We start from the raw sequence: 1,178 nt of genomic DNA, 5'->3' as shown, positions 1-1,178 counted from the left end.
CCTGTGGGGCTCGAATACCCGGTTCGACCGTCTGAAGTGCGGTTCTGTGCGGGCTTGAGCCCGGTGCAGCCGTCATGCTCGTGGTCATGAGCGCGTCGTTGGTGTACCTGCTGCCTCGCCAGGTCCTGCAGATGTTGTCCCAACTCGCCCGCGACGGTGGGGCCAAGGATGTGGAGATCCTGGTGCTCCGCCATCAGGTGGCGGTGCTGCGCCGTCAGGTGACCCGCCCCGATCTCGAACCGGCCGACCGGGTGGTGCTGGCGGTGCTGTCGCGGCTGCTGCCCCGCCCTCGCTGGTCGGTGTTCGTCGTGACCTCGGCGACGCTGCTTCGTTGGCATCGTGAACTCGTCGCCCGGCGATGGACGTACCCGCACGCCCGGCCGGGCCGGCCACCAGTGAACGCACAGGTCCGCGACCTGGTGCTGCGACTCGCGGCGGAGAACCCGTCGTGGGGGCACCGGCGCATCCAGGGCGAAATGCTCGGCCTGGGCTACCGGGTCGCGGCGAGCACGGTGTGGAAAATCCTCAACCAGGCCGGGGTCGACCCGGCACCCCGGCGGTCCGGACCGACCTGGAAACAGTTCCTGACCGCCCAGGCCCACACGATCCTGGCCTGTGACTTCTTCACCGTCGACACCGTGATGCTCAAGCGGATCTACGTGCTGTTCTTCGTCGAGATCGCCACCCGCCAAGTCCACGTGGTTGGGGTGACCGCCCATCCCACCGGTGCCTGGGTGGCCCAGCAGGCACGGAATCTGCTGATGGACCTCGACCAGCGCGCGGCTGAGCTGCGGTTCCTGCTCCGCGACCGCGATATGAAATTTACGGCGGTCTTCGACACGGTGTTCACCACGGACGGCATCGAGGTGATCAAGACCCCACCGCAGGCACCCCGGGCGAACGCGTTCGCCGAGCGGTGGGTGGGCACCGTACGCCGGGAGTGCACCGACCAGATGCTCATCGTCAATGAACGGCACCTCGCGACCGTCCTCGCCGAGTACACGGCCCACTACAACAGCCACCGACCACATCGATCGCTCTGCCAACAGCCGCCAAACCCGCCGTCGGGAGTCACTGACTTGACCGCCGCCAGGATCCGACGGCGCCCGATCCTCGGCGGGTTGATCAACGAGTATTCGCAGGCAGCATAGCCGAACCGGCTTTACGAGCCCCACAGG

Annotated in this window: 1 protein-coding gene; it reads left to right on the top strand. The window is 67.2% G+C overall.

Annotated elements, in window-relative coordinates:
* Positions 1–86: 86 nt before the first annotated feature.
* Entirely contained in the window at positions 87–1,151 is a 1,065-nt protein-coding gene (locus tag DKT69_RS00210) for an integrase core domain-containing protein (protein WP_109799591.1), read from the top strand.
* The last annotated feature ends 27 nt before the right edge of the window (positions 1,152–1,178 follow it).

It is taken from the genome of Micromonospora sicca, assembly GCF_003172935.1.
GTDB lineage: Bacteria > Actinomycetota > Actinomycetes > Mycobacteriales > Micromonosporaceae > Micromonospora > Micromonospora sicca.
The sequence above is the reverse complement of the archived record's forward strand: the minus strand, read 5'-3'. Positions and strand labels throughout refer to the sequence as shown.

What these genes read in the sequence shown, in the direction of transcription:
- DKT69_RS00210 (WP_109799591.1), top strand. Translation starts at nt 87, where the DNA reads ATGAGCGCGTCGTTGGTGTACCTGCTGCCTCGCCAGGTCCTGCAGATG.